Annotated in this window: 6 protein-coding genes; all 6 read left to right on the forward strand. The window is 43.0% G+C overall.

The genetic code is table 11. From position 1 onward, the window contains the following. The first annotated feature begins 216 nt into the window (after nucleotides 1-216). Nucleotides 217-1,275 (forward strand): LacI family DNA-binding transcriptional regulator, encoded by a 1,059-nt coding sequence (locus BACCELL_RS18200; protein ID WP_007213444.1) that lies wholly within the window; start codon nucleotides 217-219, stop codon nucleotides 1,273-1,275. Nucleotides 1,276-1,285: 10 nt separating this feature from the next. Beyond that, nucleotides 1,286-2,776, forward strand: coding sequence for a UxaA family hydrolase (locus tag BACCELL_RS18205; RefSeq protein ID WP_044154211.1), 1,491 nt, complete (start codon nucleotides 1,286-1,288; stop codon nucleotides 2,774-2,776). 237 nt (nucleotides 2,777-3,013) lie between these two features. Then, entirely contained in the window at nucleotides 3,014-4,321 is a 1,308-nt protein-coding gene (locus BACCELL_RS18210) for a Na+/H+ antiporter NhaC family protein (protein WP_007213446.1), read from the forward strand. Nucleotides 4,322-4,550: 229 nt separating this feature from the next. After that, nucleotides 4,551-4,796 carry an RNA-binding regulator gene (locus tag BACCELL_RS18215; protein ID WP_007213447.1) on the forward strand — a complete coding sequence of 82 codons (246 nt, stop codon included), beginning with the start codon at nucleotides 4,551-4,553 and terminating at the stop codon, nucleotides 4,794-4,796. A 188-nt stretch (nucleotides 4,797-4,984) separates the two neighbouring features. After that, nucleotides 4,985-5,539, forward strand: coding sequence for a 30S ribosomal protein S16 (locus BACCELL_RS18220; protein ID WP_007213448.1), 555 nt, complete (start codon nucleotides 4,985-4,987; stop codon nucleotides 5,537-5,539). Nucleotides 5,540-5,662: 123 nt separating this feature from the next. Continuing rightward, the coding region (locus tag BACCELL_RS18225; protein WP_007213449.1) for a TlpA disulfide reductase family protein at nucleotides 5,663-6,682 on the forward strand (1,020 nt) is incomplete at its 3' end.

Below are 6,682 nucleotides of genomic sequence, written 5' to 3' on the forward strand. Positions count from 1 at the left end.
TACAACAATTTTCGTAATTACAAAAATTGTCATATATTTGTGTCGAAAATATTAAGATTATTATTGTGTGCGGACACAACAAAAAGTACAATTCACCATTTACGATGTACAAACGGGCTGAATAATCCCCTTGAAAACATAAAAAAGGAGGGAAATGTACAAAATCTGATGCACACAATAAATTGTACTTTGTAAATTGTCAAATTATAAATTGATATGGGGTCTGAAAGAATACGCATTAAAGATATCGCCAAAATGGCGGATGTATCGGTGGGAACAGTAGACCGGGTGATACACGGACGCAGCGGAGTATCGGAAGCCAGCCGGAAACGGGTGGAGGAAATTCTGAAACAGCTGGATTACCAACCCAATATGTACGCCAGCGCACTGGCATCGAACAAGAAATATACATTCTCCTGCCTGCTGCCGCAACATGAGAAAGGCGAATATTGGACTGCCGTAGAAGCCGGTATCCAAGACGCACTGGTAGCGTATTCGGACTTCAATATCTCCGTGAACCTCTCCTATTACGATCCGTTCGATTATCATTCATTCGGAGATGTTGCCCGGAATATCCTGGAACAGAAACCGGACGGGATTATGTTCGCCCCTACCGTACCGCAATATACGAAACCGTTCACAGAGGAACTGAACAAACGTTCTATACCTTATATATATATAGACTCTAATCTGAAAGATCAGCCTGCCCTCTCCTTTTTCGGACAGAATTCGCACCAGAGTGGATATTTTGCCGCACGAATGATGATGTTGCTTGCAGGCGGGGAACGGGAAATTGTAATTTTCCGCAAGATAAACGAAGGTATTGTAGGTTCTAACCAGCAAGAGCGCCGGGAAATCGGATTTCGTGAATACATGCTGAAGCATCACTCCGATTGCCGCATCTGGGAACTGAACCTGCACGCCAAGCGAGACAGTGATGACGCACAGATGCTGAACGATTTTTTCAGAAAACATCCGAACGTAAAGAATGGCATCACTTTCAATTCGAAAGTTTACATTGTCGGAGAATATTTATTGAAGCAACAAAAAACAGACTTTAAACTGATGGGATATGACTTGCTGGAACGCAACGTGAAATGCCTGATGGAGGGCAGTGTATCCTTTCTCATCGCCCAACAGCCTGAATTGCAAGGATTCGATGGTATCAAAGCATTGTGCGACTACCTGATCTTCAAAAAGGAAGTACCAAGAGAAAACTTTATGCCGATAGACTTGCTTACGAAAGAGAATATTGAATTTTATTCAAATAAATAATAAAGTAATTATGGAAACTAAGTACCTTAAAATCAACCCTGCAGATAATGTAGCTGTCGCTATCGTGACACTGCCGGCAGGAGAAAAGCTCACGGTGGACGGGACGGAAATCACTCTGAGTGAGGAAGTGCCCGCCGGACATAAATTTGCATTGAAAGACTTTGCAGAAGGCGAAAACGTCATTAAATATGGGTACCCTATCGGTCATGCACGCACGACTAAGAAACAGGGGGATTGGATGAATGAGAATAATATCCAGACAAATTTGGCTGGACTGCTGGATTATACATACAATCCGACAAGCGTTACGCTGGATATTCCACACAAAAACCTGACATTCAAAGGCTATCGCCGTAAAAATGGCGAAGTGGGAATTCGCAACGAGGTGTGGATTATACCGACCGTAGGCTGCGTGAATGGTATCATCAACCAGCTGGCCGAAGGTCTGCGTCGGGAAACCGGCGGCAAAGGAGTGGATGCGATTATGTCATATCCGCACAACTATGGCTGCTCGCAACTGGGAGACGACCACGAAAACACTAAGAAAATCCTGCGGGACATGGTATTGCACCCCAATGCAGGTGCAGTGCTGGTAGTGGGCTTAGGCTGCGAAAACAATCAGCCGGATGTGTTCCGTGAGTTCCTGGGAGAATATGACGAAGACCGTGTAAAATTCATGGTAACGCAGAAAGTAAGCGATGAGTACGAAGAAGGTATGAAACTGTTGCGGGAGCTGTATGAAAAAGCCAGCAAGGACGAACGTGTGGATGTACCCCTGAGTGAATTGCGAGTAGGCTTAAAGTGTGGCGGATCGGATGGTTTCTCCGGTATCACAGCCAATCCGCTGTTGGGTATGTTCTCCGATTTCCTGGTGGCACAAGGTGGTACGAGCGTATTGACGGAAGTTCCGGAAATGTTCGGTGCAGAGACCATATTGATGAACCGTTGCCGCAACAAGGAATTATTTGAAGAAACTGTGAAACTGATTAACGACTTCAAGGAATACTTCCTTTCACATGGCGAACCGGTAGGTGAAAATCCGTCTCCGGGAAACAAGGCGGGCGGTATCTCAACTTTGGAGGACAAAGCCTTGGGATGCACCCAGAAATGTGGCAAAAGCTACGTGGAAGGTGTATTGCCGTATGGTGAACGTCTGAAAGTAAAAGGATTGAATTTGTTGTCAGCTCCGGGAAATGACCTGGTGGCAGCAACAGCACTGGCCTCCTGCGGTTGCCACATGGTATTGTTCACCACAGGACGTGGCACACCATTCGGAACGTATGTGCCGACCATGAAGATTTCCACCAACTCCACACTGGCAAAGAACAAACCGGGATGGATTGATTTCAATGCAGGAGTTATCGTGGAAAACGAGCCGATGGAAAAGACTTGCGAACGGTTTATCGATTACATTATCCAGGTGGCAAGTGGTGAATTCGTGAACAACGAGAAGAAAGGTTACAAGGAAATCGCAATCTTCAAAACGGGAGTTACTTTGTAAATTAACAATTGACAATTATAGAGATAGAGGGCGGGCAAAAACTATTTTGCTCCGCTCTTTGTTTTTTATAATTTTGCAGCGAATAAATGGCTTATCCTGGTACAGTAATTACTTCACCACAGATTAACACTGATTCTCACAGAGTTTAATCAATTAAAATCAGAGAAATAAAATTCTGTGGAAATCAGTGTTAATCTGTGGTGAAGTAATTCCGTATTACAATATATATATATTAAAATGACAAATACAGCGAATAAACGAAAAGGTGGATGGTGGGCACTGAGCCCGCTGGCGGTATTTTTATGCCTTTACCTGGTGACTTCATTGATTGTAAACGATTTCTATAAAGTACCTATTACGGTAGCATTCCTGTTGTCATCTTGTTATGCCATCGCACTGACGCGCGGATTGAGTCTGGAAAAGCGGGTGTATCAATTCTCGGTAGGAGCCAGCAATAAGAATATCATATTGATGATATGGATATTCATCCTTGCCGGAGCTTTTGCACAAAGCGCCAAACAGATGGGAGCAATCGACGCTACAGTAAACCTGACTCTGAGTATTCTGCCGGACAATTTATTACTGGCAGGAATTTTCATCGCTGCCTGTTTCATTTCACTTTCCATCGGCACCAGTGTGGGAACAATTGTAGCACTGACGCCCGTAGCCATCGGACTGGCGGAAAAAACCGGTATAGATCTGCCATATATGGTTGCCATTGTAGTGGGCGGTTCATTTTTCGGAGATAATCTCTCTTTTATTTCGGACACAACAATTGCATCCACCAAAACACAGGATTGTGTGATGAGGGATAAGTTCCGGGTGAACTTTATGATTGTGGTTCCGGCAGCACTGGTCGTATTATGTATCTATATATTCCAGGGATTATCAATATCAGCCCCTGCACAGACGCAAGCGATTGAATGGATAAAGGTTATCCCCTACCTCATCGTATTGGGTACGGCAGTGGCAGGTGTAAATGTAATGTTGGTTTTACTGCTGGGGATTCTCAGCACAGGCATCATAGGCATCATTACAAGCGGAACAGACATAAGTACAGCTTTCTTCGACTGGTTCGGCGCCATGGGAACAGGCATCACGGGAATGGGAGAGCTTATCATCATCACTTTACTTGCAGGCGGCATGCTTGAGACCATTCGGTATAATGGAGGCATCGATTTCATAATCTCCCGCCTGACACGTCACGTAAAAGGCAAGCGAGGTGCAGAACTGAGTATCGCCGCACTCGTCAGCATTGCCAACCTATGCACCGCCAACAATACCATCGCCATCATTACCACCGGACCGATAGCCAAGGACATCGCCCAACGCTTTCATCTGGACCGCCGGAAGACAGCCAGTATCCTGGACACCTTCTCCTGCCTGATACAAGGTATCATTCCTTACGGGGCGCAACTATTGATTGCCGCCGGATTAGCGGGAATTTCTCCCATCAGCATTATCGGTAGCTTGTATTATCCGTTTACAATGGGAATATGTGCATTACTGGCAATATTAGTGAGATATCCACGGAAATATTCGTAAAAAATCTCCCATATCCAATAAAAAATGAAAATATCGAAAAAAAATATGGTAAAAGATGATGCATTATTAAAATAGAATGCGTTACTTTGTACCCGAACAATAAGAAAGTTTATTCGATTTGATTATTTCACGTATGTATTTCCTCTACATTGAGTATTTCCATCTCTGACCTAACAACTTCCAAAAACTTTGTTTATTGAATTATTAATTTATTATTTTATTTAGATTTATGAATTTGTATGTAGGTAACCTTAATTACAAGGTTAGAGAATCAGATTTGAGAGAAGTTATGGAAGAGTACGGAACAGTAGACTCAGTAAGAATCATCACTGACCGTGAAACAAGAAGATCTAAAGGATTCGCATTCATCGAAATGCCGGATTCTGCAGAAGCATCTAACGCTATCAATGCATTGAACGGTGCTGAATACGGAGGCCGTCCGATGGTAGTTAAAGAAGCATTACCGAAGAATTAATCATTCTCAGATAATACGTTATTAAAAAGAGGGATGGATTTCTAATGAAATTCATCCTTTTTTTATAGTTGATTTACTGAAAATAATAAGCAAACTCTTTGTCAATCAAAATAAAAAGTCCTACCTTTGCAGCCGCTATTACGAGATAGTAGCATAATTCAAATCATTTATTTAAAACATTATTTAAAATGGCAACAAAAATCAGATTGCAAAGACATGGACGTAAGAGCTATGCTTTTTACTCTATCGTTATTGCAGATGTAAGAGCACCACGTGATGGTAAATTTATTGAGAAGATTGGTACGTACAATCCGAACACCAATCCTGCCACAGTAGATTTGAAGTTCGACCGCGCACTTGACTGGGTTATGAAAGGTGCACAACCGACTGACACTGTTCGTAACATCTTGTCACGCGAAGGCGTTTACATGAAAAAACACCTGTTGGGTGGTGTAACTAAAGGCGCATTTGGCGAAGCTGAAGCTGAAGCTAAATTTGAAGCTTGGAAGAACAACAAACAAAGCGGTTTGGCTGCCTTGAAAGCTAAAGACGAAGAAGCTAAGAAAGCTGAAGCAAAAGCACGTCTGGAAGCCGAAAAGAAAGTGAACGCTGAGAAAGCTAAAGCATTGGCTGAAAAGAAAGCTGCTGAAGAAGCAGAAAAAGCTGCTGCCGAAGCACCTGCTGAAGAAGCAACAGAGGCTCCCGCCGAAGAAGCTCCCGCAGCCGAAGCTGCTGCTGAATAATAGTAAGCACAGCACGATTACAAAAAATGGGATTAAAACTATAAAATCCTCTCCGGTTATGCCGGAGGGGATTTTTTATTGATTATCTTTGTAGCTACATATTTTTACTTAATAATAAAAGCAATGAAAAAATTTATCTATCTGCTCGCTGTGGCCGCCATCGTTGCTGCCTGTAGCGGAAACAAAGGTTACGTGGTAACCGGAACTGTAGAGGGTGGAGCTGACGGCGACACCGTATTTTTGCAAAAAGTAGACGGAAGAAATCTTGTAAAAGTTGACTCCGCAGTTATCACAAAAGGCACATTCACCTTCAAAGGTGTACAAGATACTGCCGTAAACCGTTACGTGACTTACAGACCGGCAGGAAAAGAAGGCATATTAATGGACTTTTTCCTTGAAAACGGTAACATCAACATCAACCTGACGCGTGATAATGATTCCGCTACCGGTACGCCAAGCAATGATGCTTACCAGGAAATCAGAGCTCAACTGAACGGTCTGAACAAACAAATGATGAGTATATACGAGTCTATGTCAGATACTACACTGACTGACGAACAGCGCGAAGCCAAAATGAAGGAAATGAATGACCTACAAGAAAAGTCAATGGAGATCACCAAGGCAGGTATCGCTAAGAATATCACAAACCTCGTAGGTGTTCATTTGCTGAAGAATAACTACTACTACCTTGAAGTAGATGAACTGGATCCGTTGGTACCGCAGATACCGGCTGAATTTGCAAATGATGAAGTAATCATCAAAATCAAAGAAAATGTAGAAAAGATGAAAGCAACTGCTGTAGGCCAGAAGTTTACAGATTTCGAAATGGAAACTCCTGACGGAAAACCAGTGAAGTTGTCTGACTATGTAGGTAAAGGCAAAGTGGTACTCATCGACTTCTGGGCAAGCTGGTGTGGTCCTTGTCGTCGTGAAATGCCCAATTTGGTAGAAGCTTACGCTCAATACAAAAACAAAGGTTTTGAAATCGTAGGTGTATCTTTGGATCAAAGCGGCGAAGCATGGAAAGATGCTATCCAGAAACTGAATATCACTTGGCCGCAAATGTCCGACCTGAAATACTGGAACTGCGAAGGTGCCCAACTATATGCAGTAAGCAGCATTCCTCACACTGTATTGATCGAC

This window comes from Bacteroides cellulosilyticus DSM 14838 (genome assembly GCF_000158035.1).
Classification (GTDB): Bacteria; Bacteroidota; Bacteroidia; order Bacteroidales; family Bacteroidaceae; genus Bacteroides; species Bacteroides cellulosilyticus.

Coding starts and splice junctions, on each gene's coding strand:
- BACCELL_RS18215 (WP_007213447.1), top strand. CDS start 4,551: ATGAATTTGTATGTAGGTAACCTTAATTACAAGGTTAGAGAATCAGAT.
- BACCELL_RS18210 (WP_007213446.1), top strand. CDS start 3,014: ATGACAAATACAGCGAATAAACGAAAAGGTGGATGGTGGGCACTGAGC.
- BACCELL_RS18205 (WP_044154211.1), top strand. CDS start 1,286: ATGGAAACTAAGTACCTTAAAATCAACCCTGCAGATAATGTAGCTGTC.
- BACCELL_RS18220 (WP_007213448.1), top strand. CDS start 4,985: ATGGCAACAAAAATCAGATTGCAAAGACATGGACGTAAGAGCTATGCT.
- BACCELL_RS18200 (WP_007213444.1), top strand. CDS start 217: ATGGGGTCTGAAAGAATACGCATTAAAGATATCGCCAAAATGGCGGAT.